We start from the raw sequence: 22,160 nt of genomic DNA, 5'->3' as shown, positions 1-22,160 counted from the left end.
CTACGGAACTCGACGAGCGGATAACGGCCTGTCGCGCGTGCCCGCGCCTGGTCGCCTGGCGCGAGTCCGTCGCGCTGGAGAAGCGTGCCGCGTTCCGCGACCAGGAGTACTGGGGCAAGCCGGTGCCGTCGTTCGGGCCGCTCGACGCCTCGCTGCTGATCGTCGGCCTGGCGCCGGCCGCGCACGGGGCGAACCGGACCGGGCGGATGTTCACGGGTGACCGGTCCGGCGACTTCTTGTACCGGGCGTTGTACGAGGTCGGGCTGGCCTCGCAGCCGGAGTCCTGGGCGCTGGACGACGGGATGGAGCTGTACGGGGTGCGGATGGCCGCGCCGGTGCGGTGTGCGCCGCCCGCCAACAAGCCGACGGTTGAGGAGCGGGACCGGTGCTCGGCGTTTCTGCGCGAGGAGCTCGGGTTGATGACCTCGTTGCGGTCTGTGGTGGTGCTCGGGGCGTTCGGGTGGCAGGCGTTTCTGCCGCTGCTCGGGGCCGAGCGGCCCAAGTTCGGGCACGGGGTGGAGGTTGAGATCGGTGGGTTGCGGGTGTTCGGGTGCTACCACGTGTCGCCGCACAACACCTTCACCGGCCGGCTGACCCAGGAGATGCTGCAGGACGTGCTGCGGAGGGCGGCGGGCTGATGGGGAAGCGGAGTCCAGCGCACGTGCTGTGGACCGAAGGGCCGGCGACGTTCTCGTTCCTGGTCGACACGTACGGGTTCACCGGTCCGCACACAGTCGAGCCCAGCGGCTTTCACGCGCACGGCGGGCTGCGATACGAGCGCGGGATCCTGAGCATCGAGATCTGCGTGTGGAGCGGACACGGGGGCGAACAGGGCGTCAGCACCAAGGTGTGGGTGCGAGAACGGAGCGCCTACGCCGGGCTGAGCGCTCTCTACGTCGCCCACGGGCTGGGTTCTGAGCGAGACGTGCCTGATGGAGGGGGAAGCGGGCACGTCGTGCGCAAGCGCATCGGCGAGCAGTCAGCGGCGCTGCGGAAGGTGGTGCCCCACCTCGTCGACGTCGATCCGAAACCGCCTGTCTGGACGTTCCTGCCGTTCCCGGTCTGAGGCGCCGCGGTAGTTGAGGAAGATCATGCGCCGTACAGGTGCTGGTTGACGGTCGGGTCGTGCAGCACCACGAACTCGAGGACCTCCACGAACTCGGCGAACCGCAGATGCGTCCGAGCCTCATCCGGCTGCAACACGCGCCCGTTGAGTGGCGCGCCCGACCTCCCGTACACAGGAGGGACCAGCTGAAACGCCGGATGCAGACTGGACTGGTCCACCTCACGGAGCTTGGCCGCGAACGTCACGTGGTCGGGGTGGTCGAGCCGGTCCCACGTGCCGAGGACGACATCCACCACCACCTCGGACCTGGAGTGGTGGTAGCAGTTGGCGAAGAACATCGCGATGGCCGTGCCGTCGCGAAGCACGTGGTTCCAGATCCGCTCGACCGGCTCCTGGCAGCACTCGCACCGGTACTGCCTGATCTCGCGGCCGGCTTCGTTCATCGTCAACGCCACCAGCGCAAGTTAGCCAACAGATGATCCGGTGAGCGGGGAAATGAGCGAGACTGACCGGATGAAGTGGTGGCGAGCCGGGGTGGCGGTGGCGGCGTTGCTGATCGTCGTCGTGGCCGCGCGCGGTACGTCGCCGATCACGTTCGTCGACCGCTCCGGTGAGCCGGACCGGCCGAACGAAGCCCCGTTCAGCATCGACGTACCTCCCCCACAGGCGCTGCCGGAGCTGGTGGCGGTGCCGCTCACCGTGTTCCTGCTGATCATCGCCGGGCTGGTCCTGTTCGGACTGGTCGGCATCATCCTCGCGATCGAGGTGCCGCGGTTGCGGCGCCGGAGAGCTCGCGGCGTGGAGATCGAAGGCGCTGAGATCACGTACACGCCTGTGATCCAGCGGGTTCAGAAGGCGTTGCAGGAGTTCACCGAACATCCGCAACGGCCACCGCGCGACGCCGTGATCGCCGCCTGGCTCGCGCTCGAAGCCGCCGAACCGCGCAAGCCGCACCAGACGCCTACCGAGTTCACCGAGAAGCTCGGCGTCGACGCGACTGTGCTCAAGGACCTCTATCAACGAGCGCGGTTCGGGCATGAGGAAGTGACGGCCGAGCAAGCTGAAGAAGCGCAACGGGAGTTGGGCCGCATCATCCGGGAGCTCGCATGAGGACCGTGCTGGCACTGGGAGTCGGTGTCCTCATCGGCGTCACGGTCTGGTGGCTGGGCGCCGATCCGTTGTGGGCGACCGCATTGGCCGTGCCGCCCGCCGCGTTCACCGTGTTGTTGACCAGGGTGCCGCGTGCGACGGACGTCGTGTGGAGCGGTGAACCGCCGCCGCCCGGATCGATCAGCACCCCGCACGCCAGCACGCTCGCGAGCCGGCTGGCCGAGGCGGCGGAGAACCCACGGCGTTATGAGGAACGGTTCCGGGCGCGGTTGCAGCGTCTCGGGATCGAGGCCGACGAGATGCCGGATCCGAAGGAACTCGCGGAAAGGCTCAGGAGGATCGAGTGAGCATTGCTGCCGAAAACATCGCTGGGGCGGCGAAGGCCGTTCTCGACGAGATCGGCAAGGTCGTCGTCGGGCGCACGCGGACGCTGCGGCTCGCGCTCGCGGCGGTGCTGGCCGGTGGGCACGTGCTGCTCGAAGACGTGCCGGGGCTGGGCAAGACGCTGATCGCGCGGTCGCTCGCGCAGGCGCTCAGCCTCGACTTCAAGCGCCTGCAGTGCACGCCGGACCTGCTGCCCGCGGACGTCACCGGGTCGTTCCTCTACGATCCCGGCAGCCGTGAGTTCGAGTTCCACCAGGGGCCCGTGTTCGCCGGGCTGCTGCTCGCCGACGAGATCAACCGCACGCCGCCCAAGACGCAGTCGGCGTTGCTGGAAGCCATGCAGGAACGCCAGGTCACGGTCGAGGGGCGCACGTTCCCGCTGCCCAAGCCGTTCCACGTGCTCGCGACGTCGAACCCGGTCGAGTACGAGGGCACCTACCCGTTGCCGGAGGCGCAGCTGGACCGGTTCCTGGTGCGGCTCGACATCGGTTACCCGCCCGCCGAAGAAGAAGTCGAGGTCCTGCGCCGGCGGATCGCACGCCAGAAAGAAGAAGCCGAGGTGCCGCCGGTGCTGGCACCGGGGCGGCTCGCGGAGCTGCAGGCCGAGCTCGAACAGACCACAGTGGACGACGATCTGCTGCGGTACTGCGTTGATCTGGCCGTGGCGACGCGGCAGCACAACGTCGTCGAGGTCGGTGCGTCACCGCGTGGCGCGCAGGCTCTCGTGCTGGTCGCCCGTGCACTGGCCACTTTGGACGGACGTGCCTACGTGACGCCGGAGGACGTCAAGGAGTGCGCGGTCGCCGTGCTGGCGCACCGGCTCGTGCTCAAGCCGGAGACCTGGACGTCCGGCATCGGTGGCGTGCAGATCGTGTCGGAACTGCTCGGCAAGGTTCCCGGACCGCCCAGCTCATGAGCAGAGCGGACAAGGTTCGGGAAGCGTTCACCGCCTCGTACGGTGCGCATTGGCACGCAACGGATGCGTACGCGCGGGCGGTGTGGCTCGGCGTCGGGCTCGTCGTCTCCGGGCTGTTCCTGCACCAGGTCGAGCTGGTCCTGTTCGGTGTCCCGTTCGTGCTCTCCCTGCTGCTCACGCACAAACCGCATGGCAAGCCCACGGTCGTGGTCCGGCCGGTGCCACGAGGGGCAGGCGCCGGCGTCGTGCACACGGTCGCGCACGTCGACGGCGTGGACGCGGAGATCGCGGTGGTCAAACTGCCCGGCGGGGTCCGCGCGATTCCCGCTCACTCGCCCGATCTGCCCGTGGAGGTCCGGCGCGACGCGTGGGGACCTGGTGTGGATCTTCGACTGGACCACCTGTTCGCCGGTCCGGACGGCATGCACGCGTACGGCCCGATCGTCGGCACCGAGCACGTGCGCACGATCCTGCCGCCGGTCGAGCACCACCCGGCGGGTCCGCTGCCGCCGCGTCCGGCGGGGTTGGTCGGCATCCACCGTTCGCCACGTGCGGGCGATTCCACCGAGCTGCGCGACATCAGGGCGTTCCAGCCCGGCGACCGGCTCAAGCGCATCGACTGGCGGGTCACGACGCGCACCGGCACGGTCCACGTCCGGGAGCGGCACGCCGAGGCGGACGCGGAAATCGTGCTGGCGCTGGACACCAGGGCTGATCTGCCCGCGGACGTCGCACAGTGGTCGACTCCTCATTACGGAGCCACCACGCGTCCGGAGGGCAGTCTGGACCGTGCCGTGCGCCGGGCGGCGTCAATGGCCGCGGGCTATCTGCGGCAGGGCGACCGGGTGGCGTTGATGGATCTGGGGCGGCCGCAGCTCAACGTGCGGTCCGGCGTCGGCCGACGGCACCTCATGCGGATCCGCACCCAGCTCGTCGTGTGCGCGCAGACTGCCGGGTGGGCGTCGCGCGTGGCGTTGCGCAAGCTTCCACACGGATGCGTGGTCGTGCTGCTGTCGCCGTTCCTCGACGACGAGGTCGCCGATCTCGCCGTGCAGACGCGCAAACACGGCCACGTCGTGCTCGCCATCAACACGCTGCCGTCGCCGCTGAAGCCGGACCGGGAGACCGCGTGGGGTGAGGTGGCCGCCGAGCTGATCGCCGCGGAGCACCGGCTGCGGCTCAAGCGGATGGCCCGGCACGGGGTGGTGGTGACGACCGAATGCTGATGCGACTGGCGATCGTCCTCGTCGCGCTGCCCGTGGCGTTGATCCTCCACCTGCAGGCGGAGTCGGCCGCGCCGCTGGCGATCGTGACGGGCCTGACGGCGATCACGGTGCTGATGCCGGCGAGCGCGGCGCCGGCGTTGCTGATCGGGTACGCGGCGCTCGCGATGGCGTTCGCGGAGGGGCACCCGCTGCGGCTCGGCGTGCTGCTGATGATCCCGCTGCTGCACCTGATTCACATCACGTCCGCACTCGCGGCGGTCGTTCCGGTGAAAACGAAAATCGAACCGGCTGCGTTGAAAGCGCCGGCGAGACGGTTCGCCATTGTCCAGGCGATCTCATTCGTTGTCGCGGCGTTCGCGTCAGTCATCCCGTCGGGGCCCAACATCGGACTCGTCGAGCTGCTCGGACTGGGCTCCCTGACGGTCGTCATCGCGGTCGTGGCGCTGAGGATCTGAATCGCTCCTCTCAGCGAGAATCGCTCAAATCCGGCTCAAGGCGCAGGTCAGCCGCGATCGTGTTCGGCATCACCCGGCGACGGTAGTCACAACGGCCCCTTCGGACGCGCGAAAAAGGGGGTGCTGGTGCGACCATATGTGTATGGCTGCTGTGAAGTCGCAACCCACGCGAATCGTCATTGTCGGCGGTGGGTACGTCGGGATGTACACGGCTCTCGGACTGCAGAAGAAGCTGCGATCCGGTGAGGCGTCGGTCACCGTCATCGACCCGCAGCCGCACATGACCTACCAGCCCTTCCTGCCCGAGGCGGCGGCCGGCTCCATCGAGCCGCGCCACGTCGTCGCCCCCCTGCGCAAGGTGCTCAAGCGCTGCCACGTCGTCACGGGCCGCGTCACCAAGATCGAGCACGCGCGCAAGATCGTGACCGCCGAGCTGTCCGACGGCCACGTCGAGGAGATCGAGTACGACGTGCTCGTCTCCGCGCTGGGTGCGATCTCCCGCACGCTCCCGATCCCCGGCCTGGCCGAGGTCGGCATCGGCATGAAGACGATCGGCGAGGCGATCTACGTCCGCAACCACGTGCTGTCACGCCTGGACCAGGCCGCGAGCACGAACAACGCGGACCTGCGCAAGAAGCTGCTCAGCTTCGTCGTGATCGGTGGCGGCTTCGCGGGCATCGAGACGCTCGCCGAGCTCGAGGACATGACGCGGTATGCGCTTCGGTACTACGAGGGTGTCAAGCCGGAAGAGATGAACTGGGTCCTGGTCGAGGCCGCCGGCCGGATCATGCCCGAGGTGTCCGCGAAGCTCGGCGCGTGGACCGTCGAGGCGCTGGAGAAGCGCGGCATCAAGATCTACCTCGACACCCGCGTGAAGTCCCTCGAGGGCGGCCACGTCGTTCTCGACGACGGCACGGAGTTCGACTCCGACACCATCATCTGGACCGCCGGCATGAAGGCGAACCCGGTGCTGCGCAACACCGACCTGCCGCTCGACGAGCGCGGCCGCGTCCGTTGCACCGCCTCCATGCAGGTCCAGGGCCTCGAAGGCGTGTGGGCCGCCGGCGACTGCTCCGCGGTGCCGGACCTCTCGCGCATCGAGGAGGACCCGACGGCGACGTGCGTGCCGAACGCGCAGCACGCCATCCGTCAGTCGAAGCTGCTGGCGAAGAACATCGTGGCGCAGATGCGCGGCCAGAAGCCGAAGGACTACTTCCACAAGTACCTCGGCTCGGTCGCGGGCCTCGGCCTCTACAAGGGCGTCGCGGACGTGTTCGGCCTGCGCTTCAAGGGCCTGCCCGCGTGGTTCATGCACCGCAGCTACCACGTGATGTTCATGCCGACCGTCAACCGCAAGCTCCGCGTGCTGATGGACTGGACGCAGGCGTTGTTCTACGGTCGCGAGATCGTGGCGCTCGGTCAGATCAACGACCCGAAGTCGGACTTCGACCGCGCCGTGCAGAGCTGAACGAGTTCGTCCTTACTCTCCGTGAGTGGTGAGATGCCCCGAACGTTATCTCGTTCGGGGCATCTCGCTGGTCCAGAGGCGGAACTTGAGCGCCCAATCGGAGTAAAGCTCTCTGGGCTGCCTTGACATTGCGTTACGTGAACCAGAGACTACGGCTGGTGCATCACCTGAATGCGTGATTCGCCTGTGTGGGGAGAGAGGTGATCCCGATGTCTCTCGAGGAGCTGGCCGCACAGCTTCGTCGTGGCGAGATCGAGGACCCCGCGTTGGCGCAGTACGCCGCAGAGTACGCGCAGGCGGGGAAGAGTTTCCGCAGCAAGAAGGACGATTGAGCAGGTCAGCTGACGGGCGGGTGCCGGGTGCCCCGTCCGACGCTGCCAGACCGCTGCTGCTGCAGGGGCAGGACTACCTCTTCCGCTCACCGCCCAAATGCCTGGACTTCCAGGAACAGGTGCACCGCCTCGGCATGGTCGACGAGGGCGACGGCAACCCCCAACCCTGTGTGCTCGTACTGGCGCGCGCCGCCGACATGGAGATGAACGAACTCTCCATCGCCCTGGCCGAACGCGGCATCCGAATGGCCCGCATCGACGCCGACCGCTGTGTCGATCTCCCTCTCTCGGTCTACACCGACCAGCCCCTGATCGAGCTCGACCGCTGGCTGCTCCGCCCGCTGCTGGTGTGGCGGCGTCACTTCGAACTCTCAGCCGTGCCCGTCGAACCCGGAACCCTCGCCGGCGCCTACGCGGTCGACCAGTGGGCCTCAGTGGCCAACTGGCTGTCCTCACGCTCCGACTGGGCTCACGTGAACCCTTCGCGCTTCTCGACGCACCTGGACCGTCTGACGCAGCTTTCCGACGCCTCTGCTTTTGGGTTGCGTGTGCCCCGCACGGCCGTGACGACTCGTCCTGGCCGTACACGCCCTGGCGGCGGCCGCTGCATCGTCAAAACAGCGGGCCGCCATCTGCTGGAGCCACGCCCCGGCGTGCAACACGGCCTGTTCCCACGCCCTCTCGAAACCTCACGTGCTTCGGACGCGCCCGAACCCGCTCCCGTGATCGTGCAGGAGTACGTGCCGTCGGACACGGAGCTGCGCGTGTTCGTGGTGGGCGAGCGCTGCATCGCGTTCCAGGTCGACAAGCTCGATCCCGCCCAGCTGTGGGTCGATCCCGACGCAGTGCGCGTCACGCCTACTTCCGTGCCCTCCTCTCTGTCCGACCGTCTGCTGGCGCTCGCCCGGCACTGGCGCGTCCAGGTGGCGGCTTTCGATCTTCTGGTGACCGGCCGCGACCACGTGTTCCTGGAGGTCAACGTCAACTGCGACTGGCGCTGGTTCGAGCACCGCGCGGGCGACAACTCGGTCTCCGCAGCCGTGCACGACTGGGTGGCGCTGCGCTTCAAGGAGCTGCTCGGAGCAGGGAGGTCCCGCTGATGTTCGGGGCCGTTCGACGCTTACGCGGATGCTCGCTCTAGTCCAATTCGCTGGGCCGTGCGGGCGAGAAAGCCCCATCCGCTCACACAGGCCGACGATCAAGGCTTAGGCTCCCCGTCGCCCCCGTAGCCCAATCGGTAGAGGCAGGTCCCTTAAAAGGATCACAGTACGGGTTCGAATCCCGTCGGGGGCACCATCTGCAACAGCACTAGCACGTGGTGCCTGAACAGGCATTTTGCTCTTCGCAGGCATGGCTTCGACGGCCTTTCCGGCGGTGTTCGCCACCACCGAAGGGTGCTCGACGGGGAGCCGGAGAGTAACCAGAAGTTGATCATGATCATCGTTCAGGTGGACGCTGAGCTGAGTGATCTTGAACGAGTGTCGTAGCGGCAGGTCAGGGCACTCGCTGAGGTTCATGACGAGGCGTGGGAGCGCATCCAGCAGTGCTGCGTCGCCGACGGCGGGTTTGTTTGGCTCCGGCGTGTCGCGCGGTGTGGCCTTCGTCACGAGCGCCGTGCGGTCAGGACACCTCGATGAAGGCGTCGTTGTCGACGTAGTGCGCGATCGCGCGGATCATCAGGGCGAGGCCCGGGTCGTCCACCTGATCGCACAGGTTCTCGATGATCTGGAGGACTTCGTCCTCGATGAGGGTCGTGGTCCAGTCTCGGAAAGCGGCCTCGACCGGGACGTCCTCGTCGGGGTCGAGTGACCGGGAGTCGACGATCAGGCACGGGTCGTCCGGGGAGGCGGGGCCGCCGCCGAAGCAGATCAGGTCGTGGTCATCGAGCTCTCGAATCGACTCGATGACGTTGCCCCACGTGGTCGGCCACGGGCGTTCGCGGGCGATCATCAGTGGCCTCCAGCTCCCGGTTTCCCCTCTGTGGCTGCCATGGTCGTGGCATTCGGCTGTGCTCGCACGCACACCCGACACAGGCGCGCTCACCCTGACGGGTAACGCCCAGACGGGCTATACGCGATCTTGTTGTTACTGATCGTGTGAACGATCGGCCTCAAAGCCGTCGTGAGGGTGGTGGCCCGTTCCCCATGCGTGAGCTCCTGCATGACGTCCTGTTGCTGCAGCTCGAGTACAGCCCGCAGAACACTCCTGCGATGCAGAAGCGGGGGCGTCTCGTTCGCGACGAGGTAGCGGCCTGGGTGCGTGCGCAGCTGCCGGCGATCGAGCGGGAAGCGCCGGGAGAGATCGCCGACTGGAAGGTGCAGGCGAAGGACGCCACCGGGAACAAGAGCGTGATTCCGTGGGTCCGGGTGTACTCGGCCGCTCGCTCGCCTCGGCCGACCGAGGGGTGGTACGTCGTCTACCTGTTCGGGGCTCAGGGCGATCGGGTCTACCTCTCGTTGATGCAGGGCACCAGTCGTTGGGTCAACGGCGAGTTCAAGGCTCGGCCTCAGGCGGAGCTTCGGGTGCGCGCGCAGCGGGCGCGGGACGTGCTGTCGGCGCATCTGCGGCTGCGGCCCGATCTGGTCGAGGAGATCGCTCTCAAGGCCTCTCGAACGACGCTCGGGCCGGCGTACGAGGCCGGCACGGTTGCCGCGTTCGAGTACTCGTTGGACGCGCTGCCGTCGGACGGGGTGCTCGGCGCCGACCTGATCTTTCTCGCTTCCGTGCTCAGCCGCCTGTACGAGATCGCACCGGTTGCGCTCGACGAGCCCGACGAGATCGCGGATGCGTTGATCGCGGTCGAGAAGTCGGCGGGAAAGGCTCGGCGGGGACAGGGATTCAGTCTCACCGCGGAGCAGCGCACCGCCGTCGAACGTCGGGCTGTCGCGGTGGCGACGCAGCACCTCGTCGAGCAGGGGTACGCGGTCACCGACGTCGGAGCCACCCAGTCCTACGACCTCGACGCGCGACGGGGCGAGGAGCACCTCTACGTCGAGGTCAAGGGCACCACCGGACCTTGGACGAGCGATTCCGAGATCATCGTGACGAAGAACGAGGTCGATCTTCACCTGCGTGAGTACCCGAACACCATGCTGTTGATCGTCAGCAGCATCGAGCTCGATCGCGCCGCAACGCCGCCGTCGGCAGCAAAAGGTGAGCTGAAGGTCGTTCATCCGTGGCGGATCGTGCCGCCCAACCTGACGCCACTGGCTTACCGGTACCTCGTGGGTGAATGAAGCTAGGTTGAGGATCATGAGCCTCTCCGGCAAGACCTGTGTCGTCACGGGCGCGGCCAGCGGCATCGGCCGGGCCACCGCCGAACTCTTCGTGGAACTGGGCGCCACAGTCGTGGCCACCGACATCGACGCGGACGGCCTGGCAACGCTCGACAACGTCACGCGAGTCGTAGGCGACGTCGCCGAGGACGAGGACGCGAAGGCCATGATCCAGGCCGCAATCAACCTGTCCGGACGCATCGACGTGCTGGTGGCCAACGCGGGCGTCATCCCGTTGATGACCATCACCGAGGCCACCGGAGAAGACTGGGACCACGTGATGAACGTGGACGGCAAGGGCATGTTCCTCACCTGCAAGTACGCCATCGAAGCCATGCAGCACACCGGCGGCGCGATCGTCACCCTGTCGTCGATCTCCGGGGTCGCGGGGCAGCCGAAGCAGGCGATCTACGGACCGGCCAAGTTCGTGGCGTCGGGCCTCGCCAAGCACCTTGCCGTCGAGTGGGCGCACGCGAACATCCGGGTCAACGCGGTGGCACCCGGCACGATTCGCACGGCTGTCGTGAAGAAGCTCGAAGAGGACGCGGAAGGCAAGCGGTACGTCGACGGCATGGCGGCCATGCACCCGATGCGACGGCTCGGGGAGCCGGTCGAGGTGGCACGGGCCATCGCGTTCCTGGCGTCGGATCAGGCCTCGTTCATCACCGGCGCGGTCTTGCCGGTGGATGGTGGTTACCTGGCGCAGTAGGCCTCTTCGACGCACGCGATGAGTGCGCCGGACAGTGCGCCTCCGCCGGTCACCGTGCCGGTCAGCAGGTAGGTGTCGGGGGAGTGCCCCACAGATGGTGGTGCCAGGGTCAGGGTCATCAGGGTGGCGTCGGCGTCGCACAGGTACAGGCCTCTGCCCAGGCGGGTGGTTTTGCAGCCGAGGCCGCGAAGCCGGTGGAGGACGGCGCACAGCACGGCGTGGGCCTCTTCCGGGCCTGCCTGGAACGTCCTCACCGAGGTGCCTGTGCCGCCAACGAACATGACTCGAATGCTGAGGCAGTCAACGACTTTCCGCGTGTCGGGTCAGTCGTTCGAGCTACCAGGTCGGGCGGGCGGTGACGCCGCCGTCGACCACGAGGTCGTGGCCGGTGATCCACGTCGCCAGATCGGAGGCCAGGAACACGCACGCGTTGCCGATGTCCGCGGGCGTGCCGAGGCGGGACAACGGGGCCGCGGCCTGCCAGCGCGCCACGCCTGAGGGCCACTCGTTCTCGATGCCGGGCCTGGCAACGAGGCCGGGAGACACGGTGTTGACCCGCACACGAGGGCCGTACTCCAACGCGGCTGCGCGGGCGTGCATGATCAGCGCGGCCTTCGAGGCGCTGTAGTGGGCGTGGCCGGGAGCGGGGTGACTGCCCTCGATCGACGCGACGTGCGTGATCGAGCCGCCGTCCTCCAGGTGTTCGACGGCGGCCTGGGTCACCGCGAACGCTGTCGTCAGGTTGCTGTCCACAACGGACTGCCACTGCGCGGTTGTCATGCCCGGCAACGGTTCGACGGGCTGTACGCCCGCGCTGTTCACCACGGCGTGCAACCGGCCCGCTCGCGAGACCACCCGTGCCGCGTCGACGCGCAGGTCGCCGTCCTCAAGACCGAGATGGCGGACGACAGTGGCGCCCGCCGCCTCGAAGCGGAGTGCGATGCCCGCGCCGATGTTGCCGTCGGCTCCGGTGACCAGCACGACCTTGCCGCTGAGATCGATCACGAGACGATGCCCTCCAGTCGTGACAGAAGCCAGGAGACGATCTCACCTCGGCCGGCCACGAAACCGTCGCGGCCGACTGAACAAAACCTCCCGCCGGCCTCGCGGACCAGCACGGCGCCCGCTGCCACGTCCCACGGGTGGATGCCGAGGTTCGCCGCCGCGTCGGCACGACCTGCGGCGACCCAGGCCAAAGACAAAGCCGTCGAGTACACCCGTCGCACGTCCGCCACCTCCATCAACGAGCCCAGCAGCTCCATCTCGCCGCGGTACGGGCTGCCGGGCAACGGGATGTCGGTCAGCACTAGCGGTCGCGGACTGACACCCGGAGGAATCACCAAGCCCGTTGAGCGAACGGCGAACGGCACGCCGACCGCGGCCGTGAACAGCTCGTCGCGGAACGGGTCCAGCACGCAGCCGGCGACCAGGTCACCGTCCACCGCCGCGGCCACCGAGATGCACGACAGCGGGAGGCCGCGCACGAAGTTGCGGGTGCCGTCGATCGGGTCGACGTACCAGGTGATCGGAGCCGACGAACTCCCCAGTTCCTCACCGACGACGGCCGAACCGGGCGCGCCGGAGACCAAGACCTGCCGCAGGAACGCCTCGACCTCCAGATCGGCCGAGCTGACCTGGTCGAACGTGCCCTTCACCGAGACCTCGATCGAACCCTCGTGCAGCAGCTTGGCCGCGTCCACGCACGCCGAAGCGGCCAGCGCCAGAAGATCCCCAGGAGTCACCGCTTCATTGTGATCGGTCACAAACACGACCGGATGACTCTGGGCAACGTCCTACCCGTGCCAGTGACGCGAACCACCACGATGAGCTGACCTGACGATGATGTTGGAGGTTCGGGATGCGAATCGTGGCCGGCTTGGCGTTCGTGGCGGCATTGGTCGCCGGAACAACCACCGCACACGCGGACACCCTCGAGTACGTGGCTCTCGGCGACTCGGCGGCGGCGGGCCCGCTGATCCCGAACCAGGATCCGGCGCTGTGGTGTCTGCGCAGCGACCGCAACTACCCGCAGGTCGCCGCGGCCGAGCTCGGCGCGAAGCTCACGGACGTCACCTGTTCCGGGGCGACGACCGACCACTTCGCCGGCCGCCAGTTCGGTTTCGTCGCGCCGCAGTACAACGCGCTCAAGTCGACGACCGACCTCGTGACGATCACCATCGGCGGCAACGACGTCGGGCTCGTGCAGACCGCGCTGAGCTGCATCAACCTGTTCCCGGAGCCCGTGGGTCTCTCGTGCAAGGACCGGCTCACGGCCGGTGGCAACGACCAGGTCACCGCGGCCATCGCGCAGTGGGCGCCGGAGTTCGGTGCCGCCCTCGACGAGGTCAAGCGCCGCGCACCGCACGCGAAGATCGTGGTCACCGGCTACGGCACCTACATCCGGCCCGGCGGGTGTCACCCGATCCAGCCGATCTGGGCCCGCGACGGCGACTACCTGCAGGCCAAGGTGGACCAGCTCAGCGCCACGGCGAAGGCGGAGGCGGTCAAGCGCGGCGCGACCTTCGTGGACCTGGCGGCGGTCAGCGTCGGCCACGACACCTGCGCTGCACCGGCCAACCGTTACCTGGAGGGCCTGATCCCGACCACGATCGTGGCCCCGTTGCACCCCAACGCACAAGGCATGGCCGCCTTCGGAGCTACGGTCGCGCGCGCCGTGCAGCAAGGGCAGCGGTCAGCAGCGTGACGTGCTCGATGCGGGTCGGGTCCAGCCGCGTCAGTTCGGCCACCCGCCGCAGCCGGTAGTCGACGGTGTTCGGGTGCACGTGCAGCTCGGTCGCGGCCGGACGGCGTGACCCGCGCCGGAGGTAGACCTCCAGCGTCTGCACCAGTTCGTCGGACAGCGGCGCCACAACCGCGGCGAGTGGCTCCAGAGCCGCGCTGGGCCTGGACAACTGGTACTCCAGCAGCACATCGGTCAGCCGGTACAGGCCGGGACCTGACCGCAGCGCGACGGCGAGCACCTCGCGCGCGAGCTCGGCGGCGGCCGCGACCCCGGAGGGTCGGGCCGCGACCGCCGCCACCGTCAGCTCCACCCCCGCCGCACGGGTCACCTCCGCCACGATCCGGTCCAGCCGCTCGTCCTCGCCGGGCAGCAACGCGATCCCGCCGTCCACCCCGAGTGACGACAGCACCGGCTCACGGCTGTGGCGGTCCAGCTCCGTCCGCAACCTGCGCAGCTTCCGCCGGGCCGCCACCGCTGCGTCCACGCCCTCCAGCAGCTCGTCGGGATGCGGCGGCACGTGCAGCGCGAGCACGACATAAGGCCCTGCGGTGACAGACCCGTCGAGCAACCCGGCCAGCAACGCCTGCCGCTCGGACCGCTCGTCGTCGAACATCGTCTGCCGCTCGTCGAGGTAGCCGGCGCTCACCACCGGCGTCACGAGCTGGAGGTACCGCAACGCCAACGCGTTCAGCGCCAACACGTCCGCGACCTCCTCCGGCCGCGCCTCCGGCACCAACGACTCCCACACGACCTGGATGCCCACGTGGTACGCGGTGAGCACCACGTCGACCGGCACACCCTCCTCGGCCCGCCGCGCCGCCGACTCGCGCAGGAACCGCAGCTCGTCCGCGGACGGCAGCTGCCCGGAACCCAGCACGGCCACGAAGGCCCGCAAAGCGTGGTCGGTGACACGGGTGATGTCGCCGGACAGCTCCTCCGCCGGCAGCTGCTGGTACGCGGGCACGCGCTCGACGATCTCCGCGAGCACTCGCCGCACCAACGAGGGCATCTCCGCGGCGAGCCGGTCGGCCACCGGACGCCCGCCGATCACGTAGGACATCAACTGATTCTGACGGCAGAGGTGCCGATCCCGCTCGGGCCGAAGGAACGGGGCCACTTCCGACAACGCGCGGTCCCCGCGTGCCAGCGGAAGGCGCCCGCACACGGCAGATGGTGAGCGCCTTCGCGGCAGACCCGCAAAGGCGCTCACCCGAACGTCCTAAGAGGTCAGTTCCACGGCTCGTTCGCGCACCGGATCTTGCCGGGACAACCGCGCAGGAGCTTCACGACCGGTGGTTTGTTGATCCGGGCCGGTGCCTGGGAGGCGCCGTCGGGCCACTGGATCGAGATGGCCATGGAGGCCGCGTTGTTGTCGTAGTTCTTCTCGCGCAGGGCGCGGTCCGGGTTCGCGACCGTGACGACGTCGTAGGTCCCGGAGGCGACCTGGGTGATGTCGAGCCACTGGAACTCGACGCGGTACTTGTAGTCGTCGCCCATGCCGACCGAGATGCCGAAGAACGTGTCCAGCGCGTCGGGGTTGTGGTGACCGCACTTGTGGCCGTCGAGCTGCTCGGCGAGCAGGCCGGTGTGGGTCGAGCGGTCGCCGGGCCGGTGGGCCAGTGCTCCGGCGTCGACGTTGGTGTAGCGGTCGCCGAGGCAGAAACCGTTCTTGCGGTCGGTCACGACGGTCCGGCCCGACGGTGTGCGCAGCTGGAAGTACTCGAAGCCCATCAGGTGCCAGTGCTGGTGGGCGGCGGCCGGCTCGTAGTACGACCAGGCCGGTGTGCGGTGCTGCGCCGCGTCGAACGTCATCGGGATCGGTCCGTCCACATCGGACTGGATCGCCTGGCGGACGGCCATCCGCGGCTGGGAGGTGCTGTCGCGGTGGGCGTGGACGAGGAACGGTCCGTCGCCGATGTTGTCCACCGAAGTGGTGAACCTGAGGCGTACGGCCTTGAGGTCTCCTTCGAGCAGGCAGGGGCCACCCGGCGAGGACGGGTCGGTCACCATGCAGACGTCCCAGGCCTCGCATTTGCTCGCGTCGCCGTCATATCCGCCAGGACAGCCGACGGGAGCCTGTCTCAGGTCAGGCAACATCGGCGTGGCGGCGTGCGAGGACGCGGTGAGTGCGGCAGCGGTGATCGCAGCGACGATCACCGCGACGGGTCTCTTGAACACCGGCACACATTAGTTTCGTTGCAACACTTTCTGCTGCAACCGTCACTCGATCGACTGACGGAGCCCCGAAGAATCGAGGTGCGAGAACTACTGTGCGGCCGGTGAGAAGAGGCGCCATCACCATGGTGTGCGGCACGCGGCCGGAACTGATCAAGCTAGCCCCGCTGATCCGCCGGTTCGGCGAAGACGCCGCCGTTGTCTACACAGGACAGCACTACGACCGGTCGATGTACTCGCGCATCCGCCAGGACATCGCGGAGCCGGGCAGCTTCGTCGAGCTGGGACTCGGCGGCGGACGCCGGGGAGGTCAGCTGGGCAACGCCGTCGCGGCACTGGACGCGCACTTCGCCGAAGAACCACCCGATGTGGTGATCGTGCAGGGCGACACGACCTCCGCGCTCGCGGGTGCGTTGGCCGCCAACGCGAACGACGTGCCGCTGGTGCACGTCGAGGCCGGCCTGCGCAGCTACGACCGCGCGATGCCGGAGGAGCACAACCGGGTCGCCATCGACCACCTCGCCGACCTCTGCTGCGCCCCGACCCAGGTCAACTTCACGAACCTGATCGCGGAAGGCGTTGCGGCCGACCGCATCCAGGTCACCGGCAACACCGTCGTGGAGGCGCTGGAGGAAGCGCTGCCCGGCCTGGACGACTCGCTGAGGTTGATCACCGGGCTCGGGCTCGCCGCCGACACCTACGTGCTCGCGACCGTGCACCGGCCGGAGAACGTGGACTGCCGGGAGAACCTGGAGACGATCCTCACCGAGCTCGCCCGGCTGCCACTTCCCGTCGTGCTGCCCCTGCACCCGCGCACCGCGAAGCAGGTCGCCGCGTTCGGGCTCGACCGGCTGCTGACCCGGTTGCGGGTGATCGAACCCCAGTCCTACAAGGACTTCCTCTCGCTGGCCCGGTGGGCCGCCGTGCTCGTGTCCGACTCCGGCGGCGTGCAGGAGGAGGTCAGCGTGCTCAAACGGCCGGTCGTCGTGGTCCGCCGCAGCACCGAACGGCCCGAGATCGAGGGCACGTTCGGCACCCTCGTCCCGCCGGGCCCCCGAGTGCGGGCCGAGGTGCTCAAGTGGCTCGACGACGTGAGCGGGCACCGCACCCGGCTGGCCGGCATTCCCTCGCCCTACGGCACCGGCTCGCCGTCCGGGCTCATCGAGGCCGCGGTGCGCACGATGATCTCCGACACCCGGTTCGCCAGTCCCACGCTGGAGTTCCAGCTCGTCACCGAGGGGTAGACGTGGGCGGTGGTGGCGAGCAGCAGCGGCGTGCCCGCCACCTCCACCTCCGGCTGCTGGGCGAGATAACCGACCGGGTACACCGGTTCCACGAACGGAGCGCGGAAGACGTGCACCTCCTCGACGTCCGCGCCGGGGTGCAGTGACCGCAGCTGCTCGGTCCACCTCGCCGCGATCACGCTCTCGTCCTCGGCGAACAGCGGGGACTCGCGGTCGGTGTAGCGCATGACGTACGCGAGGTGGCGCCCGTCGACCGGCCCGGTCAGCGGCGTCATCTCGACGACCCCGTCGAACTCCGTGCCCGACCGCAGCACCGGCGTCCAGTAGTGGCCGGACAACGGTTGCCGCAGCACGAAGAGCGCGTTCACGACGCCCTGGTACCGCAGGTTCACCTGAGGCAGCAGCGGAGTCATCTCGGCGTCCGCCGCCTGCCGCAACGCCGGCAGCGGCAGCGTGGAGACGATCCGGTCGGCAACGATCGTCTCGCCGCCGGCGAGCTCGACGTGATTCCGTCCCAGCACACGGACCGGTGCCGATGTCCGCACCACCCCGCCGTGCGACTCGATCGAGGCCCTCAGCGCGTCGATGATCGTCTTGTAGCCACCGCGCGGGTAGCCGCGCACCGCGACGTTCCGTTCGCGCCCCAGCCGCTGCCACAGGTACAGCGCGGGCACGTCGCCGAACGCCGCACCGAACTTCGAGCCGAACAACGGGGCGAAGAGGTTCTGCCACACCCGGTCGCCGTACAGGCCGCGCAACCAGTCCTCGGTGCGCAGGTTGTCGAGGTCCTTGCCCTTGCCCAACCGGCGCAGCAGCACCGACACCGCGCCGAACCGCACCCGGTCGACAACACCCAATGCGGTGAACCGCAACAGGTCCAGCGCCGAGTTGAACGGGTAGTGCCGGCCGTCGACGATCATGCCCATGCTGGTGCGCTCCCAGCGGACGTCGTCGCGCAGCCCGAGCTCGTCCAGCAGCGGCAACAGGTTCTCGTCGGTCGGCATGACGCAGTGGTAGAAGCGTTCGATCCACCGGTCGCGCCACGGGAAGAACGTGCCGAGCCCGCCGAGCTGGCCGGAGGCCTCCAGCAGGGTGACCTCGGTGCCGGCGCGAGCGAGCCGGTGGGCGACGGCGAGACCGCAGATGCCGCCGCCGATGACAACAGTCCGCATCACAGTTCCCGGTACGGGGCCGGAGTGAGCCGGTCGCGCACGAGCAGCCGCAGGTACTGCACGATCGTGCGGCGCAGCTTGAGCTTGCTCGGGCCCTGCTTGCGGTCGTACTGCAGCTCCAGCGGCACCTCGGTGATCACCGGGTGGCAGTGCCGGAGCTTGAGCAGCAGCTCGACCATGCAGGCGAACCCGCGCTCCTCGACGAGTCGCTCGCCCCAGTGCGTGCTGGCGCGGGTGAGCAGGCTGACCCGGTACGCGCGGAAGCCGCTGGTGAAGTCGTGCACGTCGACCAGTCCGAGCACGCGGCGGAACAGCACGGCCGCGCCGCGCGACAGCATCCGGCGGAACAGCGGGGCGGTCTTGTCGTCGCCGCCGTCCACGAACCGGGAGCAGATCACGACGTCGGCCCCGGCGAGGATCTCGTTGCCCAGCCTGGTGACGAGCGCGGGGTCGTGCGTGTCGTCAGCGTCCATCACGACGATGAAGTCGTCCTCGCCGGCGTCGCTCAGCGCGGCTCGCAGTCCTGTTTGGACTGCCTGGCCCAGGCCGAGGTTGACCGGGTGGCGGACCAGCCGGACGTCGAGGTCCGCGACGCCGGTCACCACGTCGGCGGTGCCGTCCGACGACCCGTCGTCAACGACCCACGCGGTCACCTGCTCGGTGCGGGCGACGTCGGCGATCCGGCGCAGCAACGACGGCAGCGACGCCGCCTCGTTGTAGGCGGGCAGCACGACGTGGGCGCGGCCGCGGACCGGCGTCGCGAGCGCGGTCGCGGGTCTCGGAGCGGCCGTCCGCGAGGTGCGGACCTCGCGTTCGTCGACTGTCATCGAACCCCCATTTCATCGGGTCTCAGAGCGGCGGCGAGAATTATTCGCACGCCCGGCAGTAAATTTCGGGCCACCCCGGCTGACTTTTGCTCAGCGGCGGGGAGCGGAAGGCCTGAGTTGATTCCCGATGTAATTCGAAAGGGGTGCTGGTGTTCCACGAACGGGTGACGACGGGACGCGCTGCCGTCATTCTCGGAACATTTTCCTGCCAGATGATCTCGATCGGGTGATCTCGAATGAGACAAAGCGCTGAGGCGGAGTCGAGCGTGGGTCTTCCCCTGGAAGAGTGGTTCGCCGGAGAGTTGACCGCGCCGCTGGAGCCCGTGCGTGCCGAGGCCCGGCCGCGCGGTCTCCTCGGCCGGGTCAACGGGGTGGCGGTGCTGCTCGTCGGAGTGGACGCGGCCGCACTGCTCGCGATGGCGTCCGCCGCCGGGCAGGCTGCGGAGTGGGCGTTCGTGCTCGCGTGCGTGTTGCTGGGTGTCCGGGCGTCGGGGCGGATCTACCGCCGGCGCCTGATGTTGTCGTGGCTGCAGGACCTGCCGCGGTCGCTCGCGACGACGGCGATCGCGTTCGCCGCGGTGAGCGTCGCGGTGCTGGCCGGCGGTTGGTCGCCGGAAATGTTGCTGCAGCTCAACGAGGGTGTCTTCGCCTTCGTGGTGGTGGGTGAACCGGCCAGACTGGCGGTGTTCGCGTTCGGCAGGTGGTGCCGGCGCCGGTTCGACCGCTGTGACAGAACGATCGTGATCGGGGCTGGTCAGGTCGGTGCGGACCTCGCCGAGGTCATGCTGCGCCACCCCGAGTACGGCCTGCGCCCGGTCGGGTTCATCGACTCGGAGCCACCCGGCGACCGGAAGCTGCCGGCCGACCTGCTGCACGAGGACCTGGCGACGGCGATCAAGCGGCTCGGCGTCGGCACCGTGGTCATCGCGTTCTCGCACGCCGTCGACTCGCCGCTGGTCGACGCGGCCGTCACCGCGCACCGGCTCGGGTGCTCGACGCTGGTGGTGCCGAGGATGTTCGAGCTGCACCAGGACGGCCCGGACGTCGAACGGCTGCGCAGCTACCCGTTGCTGCGCCTGAGCACGGCGCCGACCAACCGGCCCACCTGGTGGATCAAGCGCCTGGTGGAGCGGTCGCTCGCGCTGCTCGCGCTCGTCGTGCTGTCGCCGGTCATCGTGGCGTGCGCGCTGGCTGTGCTGCTGGAGAGCGGCAGGCCGATCATCTTCCGGCAGGTGCGCGTCGGGATGGACGACAGCCAGTTCGTGATCTTCAAGCTGCGCAGCGTCCGGCAGACCGGCGTGGACGACTCGGACGTGCGGTGGTCCGTGGAGGGTGATTCGCGCGTCGGCCCCGTCGGCCGGTTCCTGCGCCGGACCTCGCTCGACGAACTGCCGCAGTTGTGGAACGTGCTGCGCGGCGACATGTGCGTTGTCGGACCGAGGCCGGAAAGGCCGGGTTTCGTTCGCCAGTTCTCCGCGATCCACGAACTATACTGGGCGCGTCATCGGGTCCCCACCGGATTGACCGGGCTCGCCCAGGTCCACGGATTGCGAGGTGACACCTCGATCGTGGACAGATCTCGGTACGACAACTACTACATCGCAAATTGGTCGCTGTGGCTGGACGTCAAAATCGTGCTGTTGACGGTGGGTGAGCTGTGTTGCCGAAGGAATCGCTGACGGGCCGTCTTCTGGTCGCGCTGCTGGTGTTCACCACGACCGCGTGCACGTACCTGCCGGCGGCGGAGAAGGCTGCGCAGCAGAGCCTCGCCCCGCCGGACCCGTCGGTCATCGGCGCTCCGCCGCCGAAGCCGCTCTCGCCGTGCGCGTGGTGGTACGGCATCGGCGCGCGTCCGACGTCGCTGCAGCTGAAGTTCGCCGCGGAGCACTACAGCCTCGTGGTGCTCAACGCGTGGGAGACGGTGGCACTGCGCCGGCTGCGTCAGCTGAACCCCAAGGTGAAAGTGCTGGTGTACAAGGACTTCTCCAGCACCCGGAACTACCCGGGGACCGTCGACAACGGCCTCGACGCGAAGTACCTGCCGACCGGGCTCGGGTACGTCGCCACGGAGAAGGCTCACCCGGAGTGGTTCGCGCTCGACACCGCGGACAAGCGGATCGAGTGGAAGGGCTACGAGAAGCATTGGCAGATGGCCGTGTGGACCGAGGCCTACCAACGCGCGTGGACGACCGCGGTCGTCGAGGAGGTCGTCCGCGAGGGCTGGGACGGAGTGCTGGCGGACAACGACTTCAGCTCACTGAGGTTCTACTCGTCCGCCGTGCTCAAGGGCACCGCGGACGCCGAGGCCACCGACCGCCTGCTGCGCGACGGCTACGACTCGTTCCTCGGCATCGCGGGCGACGAGCTGCAGAAGGTCGGGAAGGTGTTGATCCCCAACGTGTCCGAGTCGCACCTGCGGCCCGGCAGGTGGACCGCGCACTCGCGTTACGACGGGGCGATGGAGGAGAACTTCGGGCTGCGCGACGACGGCGGCAACGGCGAGCTGCTCACGTTCCGCGGCAACGAGTGGAAAGAACTGCGCGCCCAGGCCGCGCTCGGCGAGTCGTGGCTCCTGCTGGTCACGCACACGTCCAGCCCGCGCGAGGAACGCGTCGGCTACGCCACGGCTGCACTGCTCGCCGGCCCGTTCACCTGCTGGAACGGCGCGTCGCCCGACTACAAGAACCCCGCGTGGTCGCAGTACCAGGAGGCGGGGCTCGGTGAGGCCGTGGAGACGGCGAACCGGCTGCCTTCCGGGCTGTGGACCCGAGGGTTCAGCAACGGCTGGGTGGTGGTGAACCCGACCAGCAAGCCGGTCCTGGTGACGCCGCCGGCCGGGATGGTCGACATCAACGGGGTGGCGGTGTCGGCGCCGTTCGAGCTGCCGGGTGCGGACGCCAAGGTGCTGATCAAGCCGAAGGCACCCGGTGTCACGACGACTCCGCCGGTGAAGCCGCCGACGGTGCCCCCGACCCCGACCACGCCGCCGATCAAGCCGCCGACGGTGCCGACGACCACGACCACCACGCCGCCGGTGCCGACGAAACCGGTCGGCTGA

General features: G+C 68.7%; 25 protein-coding genes and 1 tRNA gene. 17 read left to right on the top strand and 9 right to left on the bottom strand.

Annotated elements, in window-relative coordinates; translation table 11 throughout:
• Positions 1-20: 20 nt before the first annotated feature.
• Positions 21-638 carry a uracil-DNA glycosylase gene (locus LFM09_RS33390; protein WP_414100621.1) on the top strand — a complete coding sequence of 206 codons (618 nt, stop codon included), beginning with the start codon at positions 21-23 and terminating at the stop codon, positions 636-638.
• 23 nt (positions 639-661) lie between these two features.
• Positions 662-1,066 (top strand): hypothetical protein, encoded by a 405-nt coding sequence (locus tag LFM09_RS33385; protein WP_414100565.1) that lies wholly within the window; start codon positions 662-664, stop codon positions 1,064-1,066.
• Between the two features lie 23 nt (positions 1,067-1,089).
• Here the strand turns inward: LFM09_RS33385 and LFM09_RS33380 are convergent, their stop codons facing one another.
• Entirely contained in the window at positions 1,090-1,521 is a 432-nt protein-coding gene (locus LFM09_RS33380; RefSeq protein ID WP_414100564.1) for a hypothetical protein, read from the bottom strand.
• Between the two features lie 40 nt (positions 1,522-1,561).
• On the opposite strand from LFM09_RS33380, the gene LFM09_RS33375 reads away from it, so the two are divergent.
• The 9 genes from LFM09_RS33375 (at position 1,562) to LFM09_RS33335 (ending at position 8,253) form a co-directional block, all read left to right on the top strand.
• The gene (locus LFM09_RS33375; protein WP_414100563.1) at positions 1,562-2,176 is read left to right on the top strand and encodes a DUF4129 domain-containing protein; all 615 of its coding nucleotides are present in this window, start codon (positions 1,562-1,564) and stop codon (positions 2,174-2,176) included.
• Complete coding sequence (locus LFM09_RS33370) at positions 2,173-2,523, top strand: hypothetical protein (protein ID WP_414100562.1); 351 nt, start codon at positions 2,173-2,175, stop codon at positions 2,521-2,523. Before LFM09_RS33375 ends, LFM09_RS33370 begins: the two co-directional genes overlap by 4 nt.
• The gene (locus LFM09_RS33365; protein WP_414100561.1) at positions 2,520-3,476 is read left to right on the top strand and encodes an AAA family ATPase; all 957 of its coding nucleotides are present in this window, start codon (positions 2,520-2,522) and stop codon (positions 3,474-3,476) included. Before LFM09_RS33370 ends, LFM09_RS33365 begins: the two co-directional genes overlap by 4 nt.
• Positions 3,473-4,702 (top strand): DUF58 domain-containing protein, encoded by a 1,230-nt coding sequence (locus tag LFM09_RS33360; RefSeq protein ID WP_414100560.1) that lies wholly within the window; start codon positions 3,473-3,475, stop codon positions 4,700-4,702. The genes LFM09_RS33365 and LFM09_RS33360 overlap by 4 nt, the downstream gene beginning before the upstream one ends.
• Entirely contained in the window at positions 4,696-5,157 is a 462-nt protein-coding gene (locus LFM09_RS33355) for a hypothetical protein (RefSeq protein WP_414100559.1), read from the top strand. The genes LFM09_RS33360 and LFM09_RS33355 overlap by 7 nt, the downstream gene beginning before the upstream one ends.
• Positions 5,158-5,299: 142 nt before the next feature.
• The gene (locus tag LFM09_RS33350) at positions 5,300-6,625 is read left to right on the top strand and encodes an NAD(P)/FAD-dependent oxidoreductase (protein WP_414100558.1); all 1,326 of its coding nucleotides are present in this window, start codon (positions 5,300-5,302) and stop codon (positions 6,623-6,625) included.
• A gap of 209 nt (positions 6,626-6,834) precedes the next feature.
• A complete protein-coding gene (locus tag LFM09_RS33345; RefSeq protein WP_255353474.1) occupies positions 6,835-6,957 on the top strand; it encodes a hypothetical protein in 123 nt (40 codons plus the stop codon).
• The gene (locus LFM09_RS33340) at positions 6,954-8,057 is read left to right on the top strand and encodes an ATP-grasp domain-containing protein (protein ID WP_414100557.1); all 1,104 of its coding nucleotides are present in this window, start codon (positions 6,954-6,956) and stop codon (positions 8,055-8,057) included. Before LFM09_RS33345 ends, LFM09_RS33340 begins: the two co-directional genes overlap by 4 nt.
• A gap of 119 nt (positions 8,058-8,176) precedes the next feature.
• A tRNA-Leu gene (locus tag LFM09_RS33335) sits at positions 8,177-8,253 on the top strand.
• Between the two features lie 324 nt (positions 8,254-8,577).
• Here LFM09_RS33335 and LFM09_RS33330 read toward each other — a convergent pair.
• Entirely contained in the window at positions 8,578-8,907 is a 330-nt protein-coding gene (locus tag LFM09_RS33330; protein ID WP_414100556.1) for a hypothetical protein, read from the bottom strand.
• Positions 8,908-9,101: 194 nt separating this feature from the next.
• Here LFM09_RS33330 and LFM09_RS33325 point away from each other — a divergent pair, with 194 nt between their 5' ends.
• Both LFM09_RS33325 and LFM09_RS33320 read left to right on the top strand, forming a co-directional pair.
• Positions 9,102-10,193 carry an MrcB family domain-containing protein gene (locus LFM09_RS33325; RefSeq protein ID WP_414100555.1) on the top strand — a complete coding sequence of 364 codons (1,092 nt, stop codon included), beginning with the start codon at positions 9,102-9,104 and terminating at the stop codon, positions 10,191-10,193.
• Between the two features lie 16 nt (positions 10,194-10,209).
• Complete coding sequence (locus LFM09_RS33320) at positions 10,210-10,941, top strand: SDR family NAD(P)-dependent oxidoreductase (protein WP_414100554.1); 732 nt, start codon at positions 10,210-10,212, stop codon at positions 10,939-10,941.
• Here LFM09_RS33320 and LFM09_RS33315 read toward each other — a convergent pair.
• The 3 genes from LFM09_RS33315 to LFM09_RS33305 are packed head-to-tail and all read right to left on the bottom strand — an operon-like array spanning position 10,926 to position 12,683.
• Positions 10,926-11,222: a hypothetical protein gene (locus LFM09_RS33315; protein ID WP_414100553.1), complete on the bottom strand. Its 297-nt coding sequence runs from the start codon at positions 11,220-11,222 to the stop codon at positions 10,926-10,928. The genes LFM09_RS33320 and LFM09_RS33315 overlap by 16 nt on opposite strands.
• A 55-nt stretch (positions 11,223-11,277) precedes the next feature.
• Positions 11,278-11,946 (bottom strand): SDR family NAD(P)-dependent oxidoreductase, encoded by a 669-nt coding sequence (locus LFM09_RS33310; RefSeq protein ID WP_414100552.1) that lies wholly within the window; start codon positions 11,944-11,946, stop codon positions 11,278-11,280.
• Positions 11,943-12,683, bottom strand: coding sequence for an inositol monophosphatase family protein (locus LFM09_RS33305; protein ID WP_414100551.1), 741 nt, complete (start codon positions 12,681-12,683; stop codon positions 11,943-11,945). Before LFM09_RS33305 ends, LFM09_RS33310 begins: the two co-directional genes overlap by 4 nt.
• A 116-nt stretch (positions 12,684-12,799) precedes the next feature.
• Here LFM09_RS33305 and LFM09_RS33300 point away from each other — a divergent pair, with 116 nt between their 5' ends.
• A complete protein-coding gene (locus LFM09_RS33300; protein WP_414100550.1) occupies positions 12,800-13,645 on the top strand; it encodes an SGNH/GDSL hydrolase family protein in 846 nt (281 codons plus the stop codon).
• Here LFM09_RS33300 and LFM09_RS33295 read toward each other — a convergent pair.
• Entirely contained in the window at positions 13,599-14,744 is a 1,146-nt protein-coding gene (locus tag LFM09_RS33295; RefSeq protein WP_414100549.1) for a PucR family transcriptional regulator, read from the bottom strand. The genes LFM09_RS33300 and LFM09_RS33295 overlap by 47 nt on opposite strands.
• A gap of 167 nt (positions 14,745-14,911) precedes the next feature.
• Positions 14,912-15,862 carry a lysyl oxidase family protein gene (locus LFM09_RS33290; protein WP_414100548.1) on the bottom strand — a complete coding sequence of 317 codons (951 nt, stop codon included), beginning with the start codon at positions 15,860-15,862 and terminating at the stop codon, positions 14,912-14,914.
• A 101-nt stretch (positions 15,863-15,963) separates the two neighbouring features.
• Here LFM09_RS33290 and wecB point away from each other — a divergent pair, with 101 nt between their 5' ends.
• A complete protein-coding gene (gene wecB / locus LFM09_RS33285; protein ID WP_414100547.1) occupies positions 15,964-17,103 on the top strand; it encodes a non-hydrolyzing UDP-N-acetylglucosamine 2-epimerase in 1,140 nt (379 codons plus the stop codon).
• Here the strand turns inward: wecB and LFM09_RS33280 are convergent.
• A complete protein-coding gene (locus LFM09_RS33280; RefSeq protein ID WP_414100546.1) occupies positions 16,992-18,275 on the bottom strand; it encodes an FAD-dependent oxidoreductase in 1,284 nt (427 codons plus the stop codon). The genes wecB and LFM09_RS33280 overlap by 112 nt on opposite strands.
• Positions 18,275-19,102 (bottom strand): glycosyltransferase, encoded by an 828-nt coding sequence (locus LFM09_RS33275; protein ID WP_414100545.1) that lies wholly within the window; start codon positions 19,100-19,102, stop codon positions 18,275-18,277. Before LFM09_RS33275 ends, LFM09_RS33280 begins: the two co-directional genes overlap by 1 nt.
• A 266-nt stretch (positions 19,103-19,368) precedes the next feature.
• Between LFM09_RS33275 and LFM09_RS33270 the strand changes: the two genes are divergently transcribed.
• Both LFM09_RS33270 and LFM09_RS33265 read left to right on the top strand, forming a co-directional pair.
• On the top strand, positions 19,369-20,781 hold the full coding sequence (locus LFM09_RS33270; RefSeq protein ID WP_414100544.1) for a sugar transferase: 1,413 nt from the start codon (positions 19,369-19,371) through the stop codon (positions 20,779-20,781).
• A complete protein-coding gene (locus LFM09_RS33265) occupies positions 20,760-22,160 on the top strand; it encodes a putative glycoside hydrolase family 15 protein (RefSeq protein WP_414100543.1) in 1,401 nt (466 codons plus the stop codon). The genes LFM09_RS33270 and LFM09_RS33265 overlap by 22 nt, the downstream gene beginning before the upstream one ends.

It is taken from the genome of Lentzea alba (assembly GCF_047445655.1).
Classification (GTDB): Bacteria; Actinomycetota; Actinomycetes; order Mycobacteriales; family Pseudonocardiaceae; genus Lentzea; species Lentzea alba_A.
Note: the sequence above shows the minus strand (reverse complement) of the source record. Positions and strands in the feature narration are given on the sequence as shown.

Coding starts and splice junctions, on each gene's coding strand:
- LFM09_RS33320 (WP_414100554.1), top strand. CDS start 10,210: ATGAGCCTCTCCGGCAAGACCTGTGTCGTCACGGGCGCGGCCAGCGGC.
- LFM09_RS33330 (WP_414100556.1), bottom strand. CDS start 8,907: ATGATCGCCCGCGAACGCCCGTGGCCGACCACGTGGGGCAACGTCATC.
- LFM09_RS33350 (WP_414100558.1), top strand. CDS start 5,300: ATGGCTGCTGTGAAGTCGCAACCCACGCGAATCGTCATTGTCGGCGGT.
- LFM09_RS33375 (WP_414100563.1), top strand. CDS start 1,562: ATGAGCGAGACTGACCGGATGAAGTGGTGGCGAGCCGGGGTGGCGGTG.
- LFM09_RS33370 (WP_414100562.1), top strand. CDS start 2,173: ATGAGGACCGTGCTGGCACTGGGAGTCGGTGTCCTCATCGGCGTCACG.
- LFM09_RS33315 (WP_414100553.1), bottom strand. CDS start 11,222: ATGTTCGTTGGCGGCACAGGCACCTCGGTGAGGACGTTCCAGGCAGGC.
- LFM09_RS33280 (WP_414100546.1), bottom strand. CDS start 18,275: ATGCGGACTGTTGTCATCGGCGGCGGCATCTGCGGTCTCGCCGTCGCC.
- LFM09_RS33325 (WP_414100555.1), top strand. CDS start 9,102: ATGCGTGAGCTCCTGCATGACGTCCTGTTGCTGCAGCTCGAGTACAGC.
- LFM09_RS33345 (WP_255353474.1), top strand. CDS start 6,835: ATGTCTCTCGAGGAGCTGGCCGCACAGCTTCGTCGTGGCGAGATCGAG.
- LFM09_RS33295 (WP_414100549.1), bottom strand. CDS start 14,744: ATGTCCTACGTGATCGGCGGGCGTCCGGTGGCCGACCGGCTCGCCGCG.
- LFM09_RS33275 (WP_414100545.1), bottom strand. CDS start 19,102: ATGACAGTCGACGAACGCGAGGTCCGCACCTCGCGGACGGCCGCTCCG.
- LFM09_RS33300 (WP_414100550.1), top strand. CDS start 12,800: ATGCGAATCGTGGCCGGCTTGGCGTTCGTGGCGGCATTGGTCGCCGGA.
- LFM09_RS33360 (WP_414100560.1), top strand. CDS start 3,473: ATGAGCAGAGCGGACAAGGTTCGGGAAGCGTTCACCGCCTCGTACGGT.
- LFM09_RS33355 (WP_414100559.1), top strand. CDS start 4,696: ATGCTGATGCGACTGGCGATCGTCCTCGTCGCGCTGCCCGTGGCGTTG.